This is a genomic window from Enterobacter sp. T2, from assembly GCF_010692925.1.
Taxonomy (GTDB): domain Bacteria; phylum Pseudomonadota; class Gammaproteobacteria; order Enterobacterales; family Enterobacteriaceae; genus Enterobacter; species Enterobacter kobei.
Window position 1 is genome coordinate 4,459,175 of record NZ_CP048736.1, and the last position, 19,014, is coordinate 4,478,188.

Here is a 19,014-nt window from a genome sequence, read left to right on the forward strand (position 1 = left end):
GCTTCCTTAGCGTTTTGCCTGCCAGATACGAGCCTGATAATCACGGATTGAGCGGTCAGAGCTGAACATACCGCAGCGCGCCGTGTTCAGAATGCATGCCCGGGTCCACGCGTCCTGGTCGCGATACAGCACGTCGACCTGCTTTTGCGCGTCCACATAAGCGGTGAAATCGGCCATCACCAGATACGGGTCACCGCCATGCTTGTCCATGCTGTGCAGCATCTGGTCAAACGCGTGCTTGTCACCGTCGCTGTATTTACCGCTCTCCAGCTCTTTCAGCACCGCATCCAGCACTTTGTCTTTCTTACGCCATTTCACCGGGTCGTAGCCTTTGGCCTTGATGGCTTTCACCTCTTCCACGGTATGACCGAAGATGAAGATATTCTCTTCACCGACCTGCTCAGCGATTTCAACGTTCGCACCGTCCAGCGTGCCAACGGTCAGCGCACCGTTCAGCGCCAGCTTCATGTTACCGGTGCCGGAGGCCTCTTTCCCTGCGGTCGAGATCTGCTCGGAAATATCCGCCGCCGGGATCAGCATTTCAGCCGCCGAGACGCAGTAATCCGGTAGGAACACCACCTTCAGCTTGTCTCCCACCTTCGGATCGTTGTTGATCGCCGCCGCCACTTTATTAATGGCGAGGATGATATTTTTCGCCAGGTAGTAGCCCGGTGCCGCTTTCGCACCGAACAGGAACACGCGCGGCACGCGGTCGGCCTGCGGGTTCTCGCGGATCTCTTTATACAGCGCCAGGATGTGCAGCAGGTTAAGGTGCTGACGTTTGTACTCATGCAGGCGCTTGATCTGGATATCGAAAATGGCATTCGGGTTGATCTCAATCCCGGTGCGCGCTTTCACAAACGCCGCCAGACGAACTTTGTTCTCCAGCTTGATGGCACGGTACTGCTCGCGGAACTTCGCGTCATCCGCGTATTTTTCCAGGTTGATGAGCTGGTCCAGATCGTTGGCCCACTCTTTCTTCAGGGTCTTATCCAGCAGATCGGCCAGCAGCGGGTTGCACTGCTTGATCCAGCGACGCGGCGTGATGCCGTTGGTCACGTTGTGGAATTTGGTCGGCCACAGCTGGTGATATTCCGGGAACAGATCTTTAACCACCAGATCAGAGTGCAGGGCCGCTACGCCGTTCACCGCAAAGCCGCTCACCACGCACATGTTCGCCATGCGAACCTGCTTATCGTGGACCACTGCCAGCTTCGCCCAGACCGCTTTATTGCCTGGCCAGGTTTTATCCACCAGGGTTTTAAACCGATCGTTAATCTTGTTGATGATCTGCATATGGCGCGGCAGCAGCGCTTTCACCAGCTTCTCATCCCAGCACTCCAGCGCTTCCGGCATCAGGGTGTGGTTGGTGTAGGCGAAGGTGCGGCTGGTAATCGCCCAGGCGTCATCCCAGCTCAGCTGATGCTCGTCGATCAGCACGCGCAGCAGTTCAGGAATGGCGATGGTCGGGTGCGTGTCGTTGAGCTGAATCACTTCGAAGTCCGGCAGCTGTGCCAGCTTGCGGCCCGCCAGGTGATGACGGCGCAGAATGTCCGCTACGGAGCAGGCGCACTGGAAATACTGCTGCATCAGACGCAGTTTTTTACCCGCCAAATGGTTGTCGTTCGGGTAGAGGACTTTGGTCAGCTTCTCGGCGTCGATACCCTGCTGCTCGGCACGCAGGAAATCGCCGTCGTTGAATTTGGTCAGGTTGAACGGATGAGCGTGCTTCGCCTGCCACAGGCGCAGCGGCTGTGCCACGCCGTTACGGTAGCCAAGCACCGGCAGATCCCAGGCTTCACCGGTGATGGTGAAAGCCGGTTCCCAGAGGCCTTGCTTTGTGACTTTCCCGCCGATGCCGACCTGCACGTCCAGCTGCGCATTGTGGCGGAACCACGGGTAGGTATTGCGGTGCCAGTCATCTGGCGCTTCCATCTGGTGACCATCAGCGAACGACTGACGGAACAGGCCATACTGATAGTTGAGGCCATAGCCAATGGCGGACTGGCCAACCGTTGCCATGGAGTCAAGGAAGCAGGCCGCCAGGCGACCCAGACCACCGTTACCGAGAGCCGGGTCAATCTCTTCTTCCAGCAGGTCAGTCAGGTTGATGTCGTGCGCTTTCAGCACATCACCCACCTCCTGATACCACCCAAGGTTCAGCAGATTGTTGCCCGTCAGGCGGCCAATCAGGAATTCCATCGAGATATAGTTGACGTGACGCTGGCCTTTGACGGGCTTCGCCACGGGTTGAGCATCCAGCTGCTCTGCGAGCGCCCCGCTCACCGCCTGCCACCACTGGTGAGGCGTCATCTCGTTTGCAGCATGAAGGCCAAAACGCTGCCACTGACGCGTCAGGGCAGCCTGGAATTGAGCTTTGTTGAAGGTAGGCTGTGACATAGGGGATCGGCATCCTTTAGAAAGAAAACACAAGTTGGCGCTAGTGTGCCTGGCTCATTTCACCTCTTCCTCATCCTGTGGGGGATTAGACAGGGAGGAGTAGCGGGGATGAGCATAAAAGTGTGATCGAGGCCACTCTCAGAGCATAGCCTGAGTGTGCCCGGAAGAGGAAAACGTCACCGGGAAGAATGTCAAAGAAATGAAATGCAGTTTCGGATGAAATTAATCCGCGCTGAAATGATTACTTACGTAGAATAATATTTCTGCAATTGGGTCATATCTAAGGAGATTATTAAGCTCACTGAACTTTACCCGGACTTTATTAAATTTGGCGTCACTATCCCTTTCTGAAACCAGTTTCAGCATAACCGCAAGAGAACCATACAAGCCAGCACTGGCGCGGCGTCACAGCCCTTTCAGGAAAGTTCCATCATCTGCCTGAATGTTTTGTGACAGAGTGCAAATTCAGAGCCACCAAATCCAGACATAACTTGCAATAGTTCTCTATCTGTCCGACCTTATAGCTATTAATTACGAAGCGCAAAAAAAATAAAATCTCTCGTTCCCCACAGTGAAGTGAAACCTATGTTGATTCCGTCTAAATTAAGTCGCCCGGTTCGTCTCGACCATACAGTGGTCCGCGAGCGTCTGCTGGCTAAACTTTCCGGCGCGCATAATTTCCGACTGGCGCTGGTTACGAGCCCTGCAGGTTATGGAAAAACAACGCTCATTTCGCAATGGGCCGCAGGTAAGAGCGATCTTGGCTGGTACTCCCTTGATGAGGGCGATAACCAGCAAGAGCGTTTTGCCAGCTATCTGATTGCTGCCATTCAACAGGCCACGAATGGACACTGCGTCGCCAGTGAGGTGATGGTGCAAAAGCGCCAGTACGCCAGCCTGTCCTCCCTTTTCTCTCAGCTGTTCATTGAACTGGCTGAATGGCATCGTCCGCTTTATGTGGTGATTGATGATTATCATCTGATTTCAAATCCGGTTATCCACGAGTCGATGCGTTTCTTCCTGCGCCATCAACCGGAAAACCTGACCCTGGTGGTGCTGTCGCGCAACCTGCCGCAGCTGGGCATTGCCAACCTGCGCGTGCGCGATCAGCTGCTGGAGATTGGCAGCCAGCAGTTGGCCTTTACCCATCAGGAAGCGAAACAGTTCTTCGACTGCCGCCTGACCTCGCCGATTGAGGCCGCTGAAAGCAGCCGCCTGTGCGATGACGTCGCGGGCTGGGCCACGGCGTTGCAGCTGATTGCCCTCTCTGCGCGGCAAAACAACAGCCCGACACACCAGTCGGCACGGCGTCTGGCCGGTATCAACGCCAGCCATCTCTCTGATTATCTGGTGGACGAGGTGCTGGACAGCGTTGATCCTTCAACCCGTCATTTCCTGCTGAAAAGCTCCCTGCTGCGTTCGATGAACGACGCGCTGATCGTGCGCGTTACCGGCTGTGAAAACGGCCAGTTACAGCTGGAAGAGATTGAACGTCAGGGCCTGTTCCTGACACGCATGGACGATCCCGGCGAGTGGTTCAGCTACCATCCCTTGTTTGGTAGCTTCCTGCGCCAGCGCTGTCAGTGGGAGCTTGCCACAGAACTGCCGGAAATCCATCGCGCCGCCGCTGAAAGCTGGATGGCGCAAGGCTTCCCGAGCGAGGCCATTCACCACGCGCTGGCTGCCGGTGACGCCAGTATGCTGCGCGATATTCTGCTCAACCACGCGTGGGGGCTGTTTAACCACAGCGAACTGACGCTGCTGGAAGAGTCGCTGAAAGCCCTGCCGTGGGAGAGCCTGCTGGAGAACCCGCGTCTGGTTCTGCTGCAGGCCTGGCTGATGCAAAGCCAGCACCGCTACAGTGAGGTCAATACCCTGCTGGCGCGTGCCGAGCAGGAGATGGAAAGTGAAATGGATACCACCCTGCACGGCGAATTTAACGCCCTGCGGGCGCAGGTCGCAATTAACGACGGCGACCCGGATGAAGCGGAACGGCTGGCGATGGTCGCGCTGGATGAACTGCCGCTGGCTAATTTCTACAGCCGCATCGTGGCGACCTCGGTACACGGGGAAGTACTGCACTGCAAGGGCGAGCTGACGCGCTCCCTTTCCCTGATGCAGCAAACCGAGCAGATGGCGCGCCGCCATGATGTGTGGCACTACGCCCTGTGGAGTCTGATTCAGCAAAGTGAAATTTTATTCGCTCAGGGGTTCCTGCAGGCTGCCTGGGAAAATCAGGAAAAAGCGTTCCAGCTGATTCGTGAACAGCATCTGGAACAGCTGCCGATGCACGAGTTCCTGTTGCGCATTCGCGCTCAGCTGCTGTGGGCATGGTCACGCCTCGATGAAGCAGAAAGCTGCGCCCGTCAGGGTGTGAACGTGCTCTCTGGCTTCCAGCCGCAGCAGCAGTTGCAGTGCCTGGCGCTGCTGGTGCAGTGCTCGCTGGCGCGCGGCGATCTTGATAACGCCCGCAATCACCTTAACCGTCTGGAAAACCTGCTCGGCAACGGCCAGTACCACAGCGACTGGGTGTCAAACGCCGATAAGGTCCGGGTGATTTACTGGCAGATGACGGGGGATAAAAAATCCGCCGCCAACTGGCTGCGTCATACGCCAAAACCAGAGTTTGCCAATAACCACTTCCTGCAAAGCCAGTGGCGCAACATCGCCCGCGTGCAGATCCTGCTGGGTGACTTCGAGCCTGCCGAGATCGTACTGGAAGAGTTAAACGAAAACGCCCGTAGCCTGCGCCTGATGAGCGATCTGAACCGCAACCTGCTGCTGCTTAACCAGCTTTACTGGCAGGCGGGACGCAAAAATGACGCCCAGCGCGTGCTGCTGGAAGCGCTGCAGCTGGCGAACCGTACCGGGTTTATCAGCCACTTTGTGATTGAAGGTGAAGTGATGGCGCAACAGCTGCGCCAGCTGATTCAGCTGAATACCCTGCCTGAGCTGGATCAGCATCGTGCTCAGCGTATTCTGCGCGAGATTAACCAGCATCATCGCCACAAATTTGCGCATTTTGATGAGAACTTCGTTGAGCGTCTGCTGAACCATCCGGAAGTGCCGGAGCTTATTCGCACCAGCCCGCTCACCCAGCGGGAATGGCAGGTGCTGGGGCTGATCTATTCCGGCTACAGCAACGAGCAGATTGCCGGTGAGCTGGCGGTGGCGGCGACCACCATCAAAACGCACATTCGTAATCTGTATCAGAAGCTGGGTGTGGCGCATCGTCAGGATGCGGTACAGCATGCGCAGCAGCTCTTGAAGATGATGGGGTACGGAGTGTGATTCCTTGCCCGGCGGCGCTACGCTTGCACGGGCCTACGGGGTTTCGTAGGTCGGGTAAGCGCAGCGCCACCCGACACAATTCCTAGCACAATTCTAACTGCAAATTATTATCTTTAATCACCTGCATCACGCCCGCTGGCGGCATCGCGTCGGTGTAGACCGCATCCACAATGCTGATGCTGCCCATGTTCACCATCGCGTTACGGCCAAACTTCGAATGATCCACCACCAGCATCACGTGGCGTGAATTTTCAATAATCGCGCGCTTGGTGCGCACCTCGTGGTAATCAAACTCCAGCAGCGAGCCGTCGCTGTCGATACCGCTGATCCCCAGAATGCCGAAGTCGAGGCGGAATTGAGAGATAAAGTCGAGGGTCGCTTCACCGATAATGCCCCCGTCGCGGCTGCGCAGTTCTCCACCGGCGAGGATGATCCGGAAATCGTCTTTCTGCATCAGAGTGTTGGCGACGTTCAGGTTGTTAGTGACCACGCGCAGGTTCTCGTGATCCAGCAGCGCGTGAGCAACCGCTTCCGGCGTGGTACCGATGTCAATAAACAGCGTCGCCCCGTTTGGGATTTGGCTCGCCACTTTACGGGCTATGCGTTCTTTTTCCGCCGTCTGCGTGGCTTTACGGTCATGCCAGGAGGTGTTGACCGAGCTGGACGGCAGCGCCGCCCCGCCGTGGTGGCGCAAAATACGGTTCTGATCGGCCAGATCGTTCAGGTCACGACGGATCGTTTGCGGGCTGACGGCAAACTGCTCGACGAGCTCTTCGGTGCTGACGTATCCCTGTTTTTTGACCAGTTCGATAATGGCGTCATGACGTTGTGTTTGTTTCATCAATTATCCCTGAGAATTATGTTCGTTTTCGCGCATGGAGCGTGTCGGCAAGCGCCATTGCCAGCCCGACCGCCAGGCCGGTGACGTGCGCACCATTGGCGATAGACATACCAAACAGATCAAACCATCCGGCAATTAGCCATATTAACGCAAAGGCTATTAATCCGCGTTGTAAATAGATGCCGCTTTCCGGGTCGCGCTCTCCGCGAAGCCAGACATAGCCCATCAGGGCGTAGACGACGCCCGACAGCCCACCGAACCACGGGCCGCTGAATTTATGCTGCACGTAGCCGCTCAACAGGGCGCTAATCACGGTGATCACGATCAGCTTACCGCTGCCGAGTCGCTTCTCGACAATCCCGCCGAGATACCACCACCACAGCAGGTTGAAGAGAATATGCATCACTGAGAAGTGCATCAGCGCATGGGTGAAGTAGCGCCAGACGTCAAACTCCAGAGAGGGGTCGTACGGCCACGCCAGGGCGATCATCACGCTCTGGTCGCCCACCACGTTCATGATAATGAAGACGATAATACAGGCGGCCATCAGCAGCAGCGTAAACGGCCCTGCGCGCTCGCGAATAGTGGCAAGAAAAGGGAAACGACTGTAATGCAATCCGCTGCCCGTCTGGCCGGATTGCCAGCTTGCCGCCAGATAGCGCGGGTCGCCAGGATTCTCAAGAAAACGCGCCAGCTCCTCGTTTACCCGCCCGGCCTGGCTCTCATCGGCCAGCCAGACATCGGTCTGCGTATGTTGCTGAATGGTCAGAATAACGCCCTGCGTTGCCATATAGTCGACAAACGCCTGGGCGACGCGCGGATTGGTAAAAGAGGTGATCATCAACATGGGCAGCGGTCGCTTATTTCCACACAAAAGGGAACAGTATAGCGGGATTAGCGCTCAAAGGCGTATTCCACTTCTGCCGGGAAATGACGATGCCAGGCATCGAAGCCGCCGTCGACGCTGTACACCGCGTCGTAGCCCTGCTGAAGCAGATACTGCGCCGCGCCTTTGCTGCTGTTGCCGTGGTAACACATCACCATCACCGGCGTATCGAAGTCGTTATCGCGCATAAACGCGCCCAGCGTGTCATTGGTGAGATGGAACGCGCCCGGCGTATGGCCCATCGCAAAACTCTGCGGATCGCGGATATCCACCAGCACCGCCGTTCCCTGGTGCATCTTCTGATGGGCTTCTTCTACGTTAATACATTCAAACTGATCCATGGTGTTCTCATCTTATATTCGGGTGTGGTGCGGTTTTCCCCCTCACCCTACCCTCTCCCGGAGGGAGAGGGAAACGGATCCCCCTCTCCCCGTGGGAGAGGGCTGGGGTGAGGGCATCAGACCGCACTATTTTACCCCGTAGTGTACGTCCTGGCGGCGGGTAAACGCCATTATGTTATCCATATCACTCTAAATTGTTTTTTTGATGTTACCAAAAGCGCGTTCCTTTGCTATTATGAGCGATATCGAACATTTTTGAGCTTTAACGAAAGTGCATGAGGGTGTTATGGAAACCAAAGATCTGATTGTGATAGGCGGTGGCATCAACGGTGCCGGTATTGCGGTCGATGCCGCAGGACGCGGTTTATCCGTGCTGATGCTGGAAGCTAACGATCTCGCCTGCGCGACGTCGTCCGCCAGCTCCAAGCTGATCCACGGTGGCCTGCGCTACCTGGAACACTACGAATTCCGCCTGGTCAGTGAAGCGCTGGCCGAACGTGAAGTGCTGCTAAAAATGGCGCCGCATCTGGCGATCCCGATGCGTTTCCGTCTGCCCCATCGCCCGCACCTGCGTCCGGCGTGGATGATCCGAATTGGTCTGTTTATGTACGATCATCTGGGTAAACGCACCAGCCTGCCGGGTTCGAACGGTTTGCGTTTTGGCTCAGAATCGGTCCTGAAGCCTGAAATCGTGCGCGGTTTCGAATATTCCGACTGCTGGGTGGACGATGCACGTCTGGTGCTGGCGAATGCGCAGATGGTGGAGAAGAAAGGTGGAGAGGTGAAAACCCGTACCCGCGCTACCGCCGCGCGTCGTGAAAACGGCCTGTGGATCGTCGAAGCAGAAGACATTGATACCGGCGAGAAATTCAGCTGGAAAGCGCGCGGTCTGGTGAACGCCACCGGTCCGTGGGTGAAGCAGTTCTTCGACGACGGCATGCATCTGCCTTCGCCGTACGGCATCCGCCTGATCAAGGGCAGCCATATTGTGGTGCCGCGCGTACACACGCAAAAACAAGCGTACATTCTGCAGAACGAAGATAAGCGCATCGTGTTTGTGATCCCGTGGATGGACGAATTCTCGATCATCGGCACCACCGACGTGGAGTACAAAGGGGATCCGAAAAACGTTGAGATCGACGAGAGCGAAGTGAACTACCTCCTTAAAGTGTATAACGCACACTTTAAGAAACAGCTGTCCCGCGATGACGTGGTCTGGACTTACTCCGGCGTGCGTCCGCTGTGCGATGACGAGTCTGACTCACCGCAGGCCATCACCCGCGACTATACGCTCGATATTCACGACGTAGACGGCCAGGCGCCGCTGCTGTCGGTGTTTGGCGGCAAGCTCACCACCTACCGCAAGCTGGCGGAGCACGCGCTGGAAAAACTGGCCCCGTACTATAAGGGCATTGGCCCGGCATGGACCAAAGGCGCGGTACTGCCCGGTGGTGATATCGGCGACAACCGCGACGATTATGCCGCGAAGCTGCGCCGTCGCTTCCCGTTCATTACCGAAGGCATGGCGCGCCACTACGCCCGCACCTACGGCAGCAATACCGAGCTGTTCCTCGGTGATGCGAAGGACATTGCGGATCTGGGCGAGCATTTCGGTCACGAGCTGTACGAAGCCGAGCTGCGTTACCTGGTCGAGCACGAGTGGGTTCGCCGCCTGGACGACGCCATCTGGCGCCGTACCAAAGAAGGGATGTGGCTGAATGCCGAACAGCAGTCGCGTGTGGCGCAGTGGCTGCAGCAGCATGCGGGAAAGCGTGAGCTGTCGTTAGCGTCGTAATTGAAAAAAAGCCGGGTGGCGGCTCCGCCTTTCCCGGCCTACTCGATCCCGTAGGCCCGGTAAGCGCAGCGCCACCGGGCTTTGTTTTTACAGCCTAACCGGATCAATATGCCAGATCGTCTCGGCATACTCCTTAATGGTCCTGTCGGACGAGAAATACCCCATATTGGCGATGTTATGCATCGCAGCACTGGTCCACTTCTCCTGCTGACGGTACAGTTCGTCCACCTTATCCTGACAGTCCACGTAGCTGCGATAATCCGCCAGCACCTGGTAGTGATCGCCAAAGTTAATCAGCGAATCCACCAGATCGCGATAGCGGCCCGGCTCGTCCGGGCTGAATACACCGGTCGCGATCTGCGTCAGTACCTGACGTAACTCTTCATCTTTTTCATAGAACTCACGCGGCGAGTAGCCTTTTCTGCGCAGCGCCTCCACTTCTTCCGTGGTGTTCCCGAAGATAAAGATGTTCTCAGCCCCTACGTGCTCCAGCATCTCAACGTTCGCCCCGTCCAGGGTGCCAATGGTCAGCGCACCGTTGAGGGCAAACTTCATGTTACTGGTCCCGGAGGCTTCCGTACCCGCCGTCGAAATCTGCTCAGAGAGATCCGCCGCCGGGATGATCAGCTGCGCCAGGCTTACGCTGTAGTTCGGGATGAACACCACCTTCAGCTTGTCGCCAATATCCGGATCCAGGTTGACGACCTTCGCCACATCGTTGATGAGATGGATAATGTGCTTCGCCATGTAATAGGCGGAAGCGGCTTTACCGGCGAAGATTTTCACGCGCGGCACCCACTCGGCCGTCGGGTCGGCCTTAATCCGGTTGTAGTGGGTAATCACATGCAGCACGTTCATCAGCTGACGCTTGTACTCGTGAATACGTTTGATCTGCACGTCAAACAACGCTTTCGGGTTGGCGACCACGTTCAGATGCAGCGCAAGGTAAACCGACAAACGCTTTTTGTTCAGCAGCTTGGCTTCGCGCACGGCTTTGTTCACCGTCGGGAAATCAATGTGCTGTTCCAGCTCGCTCAGCTGGCTCAGGTCGGTGCGCCAGGTGCGGCCAATGTTCTGATCCAGCACGTCAGAAAGCGGCTGGTTCGCCAGCGCCAGCCAGCGACGCGGCGTGACGCCGTTGGTCACGTTGCAGAAACGCGTCGGGAAGATCTTCGCGAAATCCGCAAACAGCGACTGCACCATCAGGTTTGAGTGGAGCTCAGACACGCCGTTTACCTTGTGGCTGATCACTACCGCCAGCCAGGCCATGCGTACGCGACGACCGTTGGATTCATCAATGATCGACGCCCGGCTCAGCAGGCCGGTATCGTTCGGATACTGCTCCTGCAGCGTCTTGAGGAAGTAGTCGTTAATCTCGAAGATAATCTGCAGATGGCGCGGCAGGATTTTGCCGAGCATATCCACCGGCCAGGTTTCCAGCGCTTCGCTCATCAGCGTGTGGTTGGTGTACGAGAACACCTGGCAGGTCACTTCGAATGCCTCATCCCAGCTGAACTTATGCTCGTCGATAAGCAAACGCATCAGCTCTGGAATAGAGAGCACCGGGTGCGTGTCGTTGAGGTGAATCGCGGTTTTCTCCGCCAGATTGGCGTAGGTTTTGTGCAGCTGGTGATGGCGGCTGAGGATATCCTGAATCGTCGCCGAGACGAGGAAATACTCCTGGCGCAGGCGCAGCTCGCGGCCGGAGTAGGTTGAGTCATCCGGATAGAGGACGCGGGACACGTTTTCAGAGTGGTTTTTATCTTCCACCGCGGCGAAATAGTCACCCTGATTGAATTTACCGAGGTTAATCTCGCTACTGGCCTGGGCGCTCCACAGGCGCAGCGTGTTGGTGGCATCGGTGTCATACCCGGGGATGATCTGGTCGTAGGCCACGGCCAGGATCTCTTCGGTCTCCACCCAGCGGGATTTTTTACCTTCCTGCTGAATACGCCCGCCAAAGCGCACCTTGTAGCGGGTATTGTGACGCTTGAACTCCCACGGGTTGCCATACTCCAGCCAGTAGTCCGGCGACTCTTTCTGACGCCCGTCGACGATGTTCTGCTTGAACATGCCGTAGTCGTAGCGAATGCCGTAACCGCGTCCCGGCAGCGCCAGGGTCGCCAGCGAGTCGAGGAAGCAGGCGGCAAGACGCCCCAGGCCGCCGTTGCCGAGGCCCGGGTCGTTCTCTTCGTCAATCAGCTCTTCTAAATCCAGCCCCATCTCTTCGAGGGCGGTTTTAACGTCGTCGTAAATGCCGAGCGACAGCAGCGCGTTGGAGAGCGTGCGGCCAATCAAAAATTCCATCGACAGGTAGTAAACCTGACGCGTTTCCTGCGAGAGCTGGGCGCGGTTTGATCGCAGCCAGCGTTCAACTAAACGGTCGCGCACCGCAAACAGAGTGGCGTTCAGCCACTCGTGTTTGTTGGCGATGACCGGATCTTTCCCGATGGTGAACATCAGCTTATAGGCGATGGAGTGCTTTAACGCCTCAACGCTGAGCGTGGGTGAAGAGTAGCTAAATGGAGCATTCATATCAGTAACTTCGCCTCGTTACATCAAGCGTTGATAAAGATCGCGGTACGACTGCGCCGCAACGTGCCAGCTAAAGTCCATGGACATCGCCTGACGTTGTACGTAACGCCACAGCGACGGACGGGACCACAAGACGAAAGCACGCCGAATCGCCCGAAGCAGCGACCAGGCATTACTGTCTTCAAAAACAAACCCGCTGGCGATACCGTCCGCCAGGTTTTCCAGTGAGCTATCGGACACCGTATCCGCCAGCCCGCCCGTACGGCGTACCAGCGGCAGGGTGCCGTATTTCAGGCCATAGAGCTGCGTCAGGCCGCAGGGCTCGAAGCGGCTTGGCACCAGAATGACGTCTGCGCCGCCCATAATGCGGTGCGAAAATGCCTCGTGGTAACCAATCTGCACGCCCACCTGCCCCGGATGTTCCGCTGCCGCCGCGAGGAAACCTTCCTGCAGCACCGGGTCGCCTGCGCCGAGCAGCGCCAGCTGTCCGCCCTGCTCGAGCAAGCCGGGCAGCGCCTCCAGCACCAGGTCCAGCCCTTTCTGGCTGGTCAGGCGGCTCACCACCGCGAAGAGCGGCACTTTGTCGTTGACCTTCAGCCCCATTGCAATCTGCAGCTGGCGTTTGTTTTCCGCTTTGTCTTCCACGGAATCGCGACCATAGCGTGCCGCCAGCAAGAGATCGGTTTCCGGACTCCAGATCTGTTCATCCACGCCGTTCAGAATGCCCGACAGGCGGCCTTCCCGATGGCGCTGTTGCAGTAGCCCTTCCATGCCGTAGCCAAACTCCGGCTGGGTGATTTCTCGCGCATAGGTTGGGCTGACCGCCGTGATGTGATCGGCGTAGTACAGCCCCGCCTTCAGGAACGAAATCTGCCCCTTAAACTCCAGCCCGTGCATGTTAAAGAACGACCATGGCAGATCGATGTCATTCATATGATGCGCGTAGTACATCCCCTGATAGGCGAGGTTATGCACCGTAAAGACCGATTTTGCCGGGTGACCGCGCGCGGCGAGATACGCCGGAGCCAGCCCGGCATGCCAGTCGTGCGCGTGCACCACATCCGGACGCCAGAACGGATCAAGCCCCGTCGCCATTTCTGCCCCGACCCAGCCGAGCAGCGCAAAGCGCAGCACGTTGTCGGTATAGGCGAACAGGTTCGTATCATGATACGGGCTGCCCGGTCGGTCGTATAAGTGTGGCGCGTCGATCAGGTAAATCCCTACGCCATTGTAATGTCCAAACAGCAGGGTGATGCGTCCGGCAAACGTCTCACGGCGGGTCACAACCTTTGCATCAGGAATGCCGCGCCGGATATCCGGGAAGGCAGGCAGCAGGACTCGGGTATCCACGCCTCCGGCGATTTGTGCCGCCGGTAATGCACCAAGAACATCCGCCAGACCGCCCGTTTTTAACAACGGGAACATCTCAGAACATACGTGTAAAACCTGCATCATCGCTCCTGTTTGATCTGCAGCTTCCGCAACATTTCCCGTGTGACTAACACGATCCCCTCTTCCGAACGGTAGAAACGACGCGCGTCTTCTTCCGCGTTTTCACCGATGACCATCCCCTCAGGGATGACGCAGGCGCGGTCGATCACGCAACGACGCAGACGACACGAACGCCCTACCCAGACATCCGGCAATAAGACCGCCGAATCGATATTACAGAATGAATTTATCCGCACGCGCGGGAACAGCACGGACTGCACCACCACCGAACCGGAGATAATGCACCCGCCAGAGACCAGCGAGTTCAGCGTCATACCGTGGCTGCCGGAGCGGTCCTGCACGAATTTGGCCGGCGGCAAGGATTCCATGTGGGTACGAATCGGCCAGTTCTGGTCGTACATATCCAGCTCAGGCGTGACTGAGGCCAGATCGAGGTTCGCTTTCCAGTACGCTTCCAGCGTGCCCACATCGCGCCAGTAAGGCTCGGCATTCGGGTCTGACTGCACGCAGGACAGCGGGAAAGGATGTGCATACGCCATGCCAGCTTTGGTGATTTTCGGGATGATGTCTTTACCAAAGTCGTGGCTGGAGTTTTCGTCTTTGTCGTCGTCTTCCAGCAGCTCATAAAGATAATCTGCATCAAAGACATAGATCCCCATGCTGGCGAGGGATTTGGTGTCATCGCCCGGCATGGTTGGCGGGTTCGCCGGTTTTTCGACGAAGTCGATGATTTTATCGTCGGCGTCCACGTGCATCACGCCAAATGCCGTCGCCTCGGCAACGGGCACCGGCAGACACGCCACGGTGCAGCGCGCCCCTTTTTCGACGTGGTCGATGAGCATGTGGGAGTAATCTTGCTTGTAGATGTGATCCCCGGCGAGGATCACAATGTATTCCGCGTTATAGCGACGAATGATGTCGAGGTTCTGCGTCACCGCATCCGCCGTCCCGCGATACCAGTTCTCGCCGTGAACACGTTGCTGAGCAGGAAGGAGATCGACAAACTCGTTCATCTCTTCACTGAAGAATGACCAGCCGCGCTGAATATGCTGAACCAGCGTGTGCGACTGATACTGCGTAATGACGCCAATACGGCGAATGCCTGAGTTCAGGCAGTTGGAGAGCGCAAAGTCGATGATGCGGAACTTACCACCAAAGTGAACGGCCGGCTTGGCGCGCTTGATGGTCAAATCTTTCAGACGGGTACCACGCCCGCCCGCAAGTATCAGGGCAACCGTTTTTAATGGTAGCTGGCGTGCCAACATTAAGGGATCGTTCTTCTCTAATCTAACCATGACTAACTCCTTTTTTATCATCTTTGGAATACGCACACTCCGTGCGCAGGCCCGTGCCAGACAGCCATTACTACCGGATTATCCGCTCCGGCAAAGGGGGGAACAGCGCGCCATTCCCCGTCAGGTAAAACAATCTCTGCGACGTCATCCGTCGCGTTCAGCGTCACCAGCCACTTATCCGACAGCAGGATTTGCAGACAGGTGATGCCGTGTTGCCACTCTTGCGCACTCAACGGTTGCGCGTCTTTATTCAGCCAGCGAACGTTGCCGTCGCCCTCTTCCCACCAGCGATCGGCGGTGAGCGCGGGGATCTGCTGGCGAAGGTGGATCAGCGCTGCGGTGAAATGGGTCAGTCCACTGTTCGCCTCACCCCAGTCGAGCCAGGTCAGGGTATTGTCCTGGCAATAGGCGTTATTGTTGCCGTGCTGACTGTGGCCCTGCTCATCGCCCGCCAGCAGCATCGGCGTGCCCTGCGATAACAAAAGCGTCGTCAGCAGCGCATGAACGCTGGCGCGACGCCGCTCAATCACGTCCAGGCTCCCGCCTAATCCTTCTATACCATGATTAAAGCTATGGTTATTGTTAGTGCCATCGCGATTCTCTTCGCCGTTCGCTTCATTGTGTTTCTGATTGAAACAAACGCAGTCGCGCAGCGTAAAACCGTCGTGCGCCGTCACCAGATTAATGGTGGCCGACGGCCGTTTGCCGTCGCGCCTGAAGAGATCGCTGGAGGCGGCAAAGCGCCCGGCGAACTCCCCCAGTGACAGATCGCGCGCCAGCCAGAAGCGGCGCATGGCATCGCGATAATGGTCGTTCCACTCGGCAAACAGCGGCGGGAAATTCCCCACCTGATAGCCGCCCTCACCGATGTCCCACGGCTCGGCGATCAGTTTCACCTGCGAGAGCACCGGGCAATTTTTGATGGCCTCAAACAGAGGAGCCTGCTGGCTGAATGCCGGCGTGCGTCCCATGACGGGCGCCAGGTCGAAACGAAAACCGTCGACGTGGAACGTCTCAACCCAGTATTTCAGGCATTCATAAGCAAAATGCGTGACCGCCGGATGGCTGAGGTTGAGGGTGTTACCGCAGCCGGTCCAGTTCTCGTAATCGCCATCCTCTCTGATCCAATAATAGCTACGGTTATCAATTCCGCGCATGGAGAGCGTCGGGCCGTCGAGATCGCTTTCAGCGCTGTGGTTCAGCACCACGTCCAGAATGACCTCAATGCCCGCCGCGTGCAGCGCCTTCACCGCATCACGAAACTCGTCCCGCGCCGTCTCCGGATGGGCGGCGTAGCGGGGTTCAAGGGCGAACATCGCCAGCGGATTGTAGCCCCAGTAGTTGCTCAGCCCCAGCCGCTGCAGACGGGGTTCATTGGCGAAATGGGCGACGGGGAGCAGTTCCAGCGCGGTGATGCCGAGGTGTTTCAGATAGGCAATCATCGTCGGATGGCCAAGTGCCTGATAGGTGCCGCGCATCTCTTTGGGGATCGACGGGTGCAGCCAGGTCAGCCCTTTGACATGCGCTTCATAAATTACGGTGTTGCCCCACGGCGTGCGCGGCGGAGCATCGTCTTCCCAGTCGTAGAGGTCGTTCACCACCACGCTTTTGGGCACGACCGGCGCGCTGTCGCGGTGGTCGGGCTCACCGTAGCCGACGTGAAACAGCGGGTCGTCTTTAAACTCGCCATCGACGCGGTGCGCGCACGGGTCAATCAACAGCTTCGCCGGGTTAAACCAGTGCCCCTGAGCCGGTTGCCACGGACCGTGTACGCGAAAACCGTAATGCATCCCCGGACGCCCGCCGGACAGGTACCCGTGCCAGATATCCCCTGTGCGAGACGGTAAATCGTAACGGTGCTCGTTACCTTCCCCGTCAAACACACAAAGTTCCACCCGCTCCGCGTGAGCGGAAAAGAGCGTGAAGTTCACGCCCTTACCGTCAAAACGCGCGCCGAGCGGTTCGGGATGACCTGCCGTAAGCTGCGTCATTCACCCTCCCGCATCAGCCAGATGGTGCCAAGCGGCGGCAGCGTCAGGCTCAGGGAGTTTGGCCGCCCGTGGCTTTCGATGGCGTCGCTCTGCACCAGCCCGCCGTTACCGGCGTTGCTGCCGTGGTAGTGCATGGAATCGGTATTCAGAATTTCGCGCCATTTCCCCGGCTGGTTAATGCCAAAGCGGTAGTGTTCGCGCGGTACCGGCGTGAAGTTACTGGCGACGATGATTTCGTTGCCTGCTTTATCACGACGCACAAAGACAAATACCGAACGCTCATGGTCGTCCACTACCAGCCACTCGAAGCCGTAGGGGTCGAAATCCAGCTCGTGGAGGGCTTTGTGATGGCGATAGGTCAGGTTCAGGTCACGCACCAGACGCTGCACGCCGTGGTGCCAGTTGTCGCCGCCTTCCAGCAAATGCCAGTCGAGACTGGAGTCGTGGTTCCACTCGCGCCCCTGGGCAAATTCATTGCCCATAAACAGCAGTTTTTTACCCGGGAAGGCAAACATCCAGCCGTAGTAGGCGCGCAGGTTGGCAAATTTCTGCCACGCATCACCCGGCATACGGTCGAGAATGGATTTTTTGCCGTGCACCACTTCATCGTGCGACAGCGGCAGCATGAAGTTTTCGGTGTAGTTGTAGAGTAGGCCGAAGGTGAGCTTGTCGTGATGGTACTGACGGTACACCGGGTCGAGCTTCATGTAGTCGAGCGTGTCGTGCATCCAGCCCAGGTTCCACTTATACCAGAACCCCAGACCGCCTGATGACGGCGGTCGGGAGACGCCTGCAAAGTCCGTCGACTCCTCCGCCATGGTAACCGCACCCTCGACCTGCTCACCGATAATACGGTTAGTGCTGCGCAGGAATTCAATCGCTTCCAGGTTTTCGCGGCCGCCATACTCGTTCGGGATCCACTCGCCCTCTTTGCGGCTGTAGTCGCGGTAGATCATTGACGCCACCGCATCCACGCGCAGGGCATCAATGCCGAAGCGCTCAATCCAGTACAGGGCATTGCCGACCAGATAGTTCGCGACTTCACGACGACCATAGTTGTAGATCAGCGTGTTCCAGTCCTGGTGATAGCCTTCGCGCGGATCGCTGTGCTCGTACAGTTTTGTGCCGTCAAACTCTGCCAGCGCAAAGTCATCAGAAGGGAAATGACCAGGCACCCAGTCGAGGATCACGTTCAGCCCGGCGGCGTGCGCGGCATTAATGAAATAGCGGAAGTCATCGCGCGTGCCGAAGCGGCGTGTTGGGGCATACAGCCCGGTTGGCTGGTAGCCCCAGCTGCCGTCGAACGGATGCTCGTTAACCGGCAGCAGTTCGAGGTGGGTAAAGCCCATCCATTTAGCGTACGGCACCAGCTGGTCGGCGAGTTCCCGGTAGCTCAGCCAGAAGTTGTTATCGGTGTGGCGGCGCCAGGAGCCGAGATGCACTTCATAGACGGAGATCGGCGCATCAAAGCGGTTGGCCTGTTTACGCTCTTCCGTCTGGACCACCTTCTCCGGCAGGCCGCAAATCAGCGACGCCGTGTCCGGACGCATCTGCGCCTCGAAAGCATACGGGTCGGCTTTAATGCGCAGCTTGCCGTGAGCATCGATCATTTCGAATTTGTAGAGCTGGCCGTTATGCGCCCCCGGGATAAACAGCTCCCAGATGCCCGTCTCCCGGCGCAGACGCATCGGATGGCGACGACCGTCCCAGTAGTTGAACTGCCCGACAACGGAGACGCGCTGGGCGTTAGGCGCCCACACCGCAAAACGCGTGCCGGTGATGCCGTCCATGGTATCCGCATGAGCACCCAGCGTTTCATAAGGGCGCAGATGCGTACCTTCAGACAGCAGCCAGGCGTCCATCTCTTTTAAAAGCGGACCGAAGCTGTAAGGATCATCAATCAGGTTTTGCTGGCCGTGCCAGATAACGGCGAGTTGATAACGAAAGGGGTTTTTACGACGGGGCATGATGCCCGAGAAGAAGCCACGCGAGTCGAGGCATTCAAGATTGGCCACCTTGCGGCCGGTTTTGGGCTCGATGACCCACACTTCGGTCGCATCCGGTAACAACGCCCGAACTTCCAGCCCGGCCTCTGTACGGTGCATCCCCAGCACGGAAAAGGGGTCGGCAAAATGACCCGCAATAAGCGCATTAATCACGTCTCTATCCACACGATCGGACATGGTA

General features: G+C 57.5%; 11 protein-coding genes. 2 read left to right on the top strand and 9 right to left on the bottom strand.

Annotated elements, in window-relative coordinates; translation table 11 throughout:
* Positions 1–6 precede the first annotated feature (6 nt).
* A complete protein-coding gene (malP, locus tag G0034_RS21425; protein WP_047343549.1) occupies positions 7–2,400 on the bottom strand; it encodes a maltodextrin phosphorylase in 2,394 nt (797 codons plus the stop codon).
* A gap of 585 nt (positions 2,401–2,985) precedes the next feature.
* Between malP and malT the strand changes: the two genes are divergently transcribed.
* Positions 2,986–5,691, top strand: a complete 2,706-nt coding sequence (gene malT, locus G0034_RS21430; RefSeq protein ID WP_014885549.1) for an HTH-type transcriptional regulator MalT — start codon at positions 2,986–2,988, stop codon at positions 5,689–5,691.
* 82 nt (positions 5,692–5,773) lie between these two features.
* Here the strand turns inward: malT and G0034_RS21435 are convergent, their stop codons facing one another.
* The 3 genes from G0034_RS21435 to glpE are packed head-to-tail and all read right to left on the bottom strand — an operon-like array spanning position 5,774 to position 7,759.
* Positions 5,774–6,532, bottom strand: coding sequence for a DeoR/GlpR family transcriptional regulator (locus G0034_RS21435; protein ID WP_014885550.1), 759 nt, complete (start codon positions 6,530–6,532; stop codon positions 5,774–5,776).
* 16 nt (positions 6,533–6,548) lie between these two features.
* The gene (gene glpG / locus G0034_RS21440) at positions 6,549–7,379 is read right to left on the bottom strand and encodes a rhomboid family intramembrane serine protease GlpG (RefSeq protein WP_014885551.1); all 831 of its coding nucleotides are present in this window, start codon (positions 7,377–7,379) and stop codon (positions 6,549–6,551) included.
* A gap of 47 nt (positions 7,380–7,426) precedes the next feature.
* On the bottom strand, positions 7,427–7,759 hold the full coding sequence (gene glpE, locus G0034_RS21445) for a thiosulfate sulfurtransferase GlpE (protein ID WP_014885552.1): 333 nt from the start codon (positions 7,757–7,759) through the stop codon (positions 7,427–7,429).
* Positions 7,760–8,045: 286 nt separating this feature from the next.
* On the opposite strand from glpE, the gene glpD reads away from it, so the two are divergent.
* On the top strand, positions 8,046–9,554 hold the full coding sequence (gene glpD / locus G0034_RS21450; protein ID WP_014885553.1) for a glycerol-3-phosphate dehydrogenase: 1,509 nt from the start codon (positions 8,046–8,048) through the stop codon (positions 9,552–9,554).
* Between the two features lie 87 nt (positions 9,555–9,641).
* Here the strand turns inward: glpD and glgP are convergent, their stop codons facing one another.
* From glgP to glgB, 5 genes are read right to left on the bottom strand one after another with little or no spacing between them, the layout of a single operon-like run.
* Positions 9,642–12,089 carry a glycogen phosphorylase gene (glgP, locus tag G0034_RS21455; RefSeq protein WP_014885554.1) on the bottom strand — a complete coding sequence of 816 codons (2,448 nt, stop codon included), beginning with the start codon at positions 12,087–12,089 and terminating at the stop codon, positions 9,642–9,644.
* A gap of 18 nt (positions 12,090–12,107) precedes the next feature.
* A complete protein-coding gene (gene glgA / locus G0034_RS21460; protein ID WP_014885555.1) occupies positions 12,108–13,541 on the bottom strand; it encodes a glycogen synthase GlgA in 1,434 nt (477 codons plus the stop codon).
* Positions 13,541–14,836 (bottom strand): glucose-1-phosphate adenylyltransferase, encoded by a 1,296-nt coding sequence (gene glgC / locus G0034_RS21465; RefSeq protein WP_023337914.1) that lies wholly within the window; start codon positions 14,834–14,836, stop codon positions 13,541–13,543. The genes glgA and glgC overlap by 1 nt, the downstream gene beginning before the upstream one ends.
* 17 nt (positions 14,837–14,853) lie before the next feature.
* Positions 14,854–16,827 (bottom strand): glycogen debranching protein GlgX, encoded by a 1,974-nt coding sequence (gene glgX, locus G0034_RS21470; protein WP_179121260.1) that lies wholly within the window; start codon positions 16,825–16,827, stop codon positions 14,854–14,856.
* Positions 16,824–19,010, bottom strand: coding sequence for a 1,4-alpha-glucan branching enzyme (gene glgB, locus G0034_RS21475; RefSeq protein ID WP_014885558.1), 2,187 nt, complete (start codon positions 19,008–19,010; stop codon positions 16,824–16,826). Before glgB ends, glgX begins: the two co-directional genes overlap by 4 nt.
* Positions 19,011–19,014: the final 4 nt, after the last annotated feature.

Coding starts and splice junctions, on each gene's coding strand:
- glgB (WP_014885558.1), bottom strand. CDS start 19,010: ATGTCCGATCGTGTGGATAGAGACGTGATTAATGCGCTTATTGCGGGT.
- glgX (WP_179121260.1), bottom strand. CDS start 16,827: ATGACGCAGCTTACGGCAGGTCATCCCGAACCGCTCGGCGCGCGTTTT.
- G0034_RS21435 (WP_014885550.1), bottom strand. CDS start 6,532: ATGAAACAAACACAACGTCATGACGCCATTATCGAACTGGTCAAAAAA.
- glgC (WP_023337914.1), bottom strand. CDS start 14,836: ATGGTTAGATTAGAGAAGAACGATCCCTTAATGTTGGCACGCCAGCTA.
- glgP (WP_014885554.1), bottom strand. CDS start 12,089: ATGAATGCTCCATTTAGCTACTCTTCACCCACGCTCAGCGTTGAGGCG.
- malT (WP_014885549.1), top strand. CDS start 2,986: ATGTTGATTCCGTCTAAATTAAGTCGCCCGGTTCGTCTCGACCATACA.
- glpG (WP_014885551.1), bottom strand. CDS start 7,379: ATGTTGATGATCACCTCTTTTACCAATCCGCGCGTCGCCCAGGCGTTT.
- glpD (WP_014885553.1), top strand. CDS start 8,046: ATGGAAACCAAAGATCTGATTGTGATAGGCGGTGGCATCAACGGTGCC.
- malP (WP_047343549.1), bottom strand. CDS start 2,400: ATGTCACAGCCTACCTTCAACAAAGCTCAATTCCAGGCTGCCCTGACG.
- glpE (WP_014885552.1), bottom strand. CDS start 7,759: ATGGATCAGTTTGAATGTATTAACGTAGAAGAAGCCCATCAGAAGATG.
- glgA (WP_014885555.1), bottom strand. CDS start 13,541: ATGCAGGTTTTACACGTATGTTCTGAGATGTTCCCGTTGTTAAAAACG.